At 44.5% G+C, this 830-nt stretch carries 1 protein-coding gene; it reads right to left on the minus strand.

The features are described 5' to 3' along the window. On the minus strand, positions 1-812 hold an 812-nt coding region (locus AC1DWN_RS34585), incomplete at its 3' end, for an ATP-binding cassette domain-containing protein (RefSeq protein WP_477563319.1). Between the last annotated feature and the right edge of the window lie 18 nt (positions 813-830).

The following is an 830-nucleotide window of genomic DNA, read 5'->3' on the forward strand; positions in this document are numbered from 1 at the left end:
CTTCCGTTCGGACCAATAATGGCAATTCGATCTTCCTTCTGAATGTCAAAGGAGATTTCTTCAAATATTGAAACGTCTCCAAATCCTTTACTGATTTTGCTTACTTGGCAAAGGTTATCCGGAAAGCGAAGATTTTGATAGATATCAGTAATAAGTACATTTACCGGATGCGGCTCGACCCGTTTCTTCATGTCGGCTAGCTTACGGGACAAACGATCCTTTGAGGATTTCTTTTGTGAGCGGGTATCGATCTCTTCAGCTTCCATGATTAGAAGCTCTTCTTCCCACTCGAATTGACGGTCTAGCTCCTTTTTACGCAGCTTCTTCTTCCGAATATAATCGGTATAATTCCCGTCATATTCCTGAAAATGATAGTTCTCGATTTCAATTGTGCGTGTAACGACTCTGTCAATAAACTGGCGATCATGGGAAACCAGAATCATGGTCCCTTTGAAACGGTGCAGCCATTGCTCCAGCCAAACTAAGCCATCCAGATCCAAAAAGTTAGTCGGCTCATCCAACAATACTATGTCAGGGAGCTCAATAAGCATTTTGGCAAGCGCCGCTCGGTTTCTCCAGCCTCCCGAAAGCTCATCTACAGGCTGATGTCGCGAATGATCGTTAAAGCCCAGCTTCGTTAGGACGGTGTCGATGTCAACTGAGACATTCCAGCCATGCAAATATTCCATCTGTTCAAAAAGCTCTGCTTGGCGTTCCAACAGCGTATTTAACTCATTGTCATCCGCATGACTAAGTTTATGCTCCAGTTCCTTCAGCTCTCGTTCGATAACCGCTATATGCTCGAAGCACAATTCAAGCTCCTGTTGGAC

Source organism: Paenibacillus sp. P4_A7 (assembly GCF_056402455.1).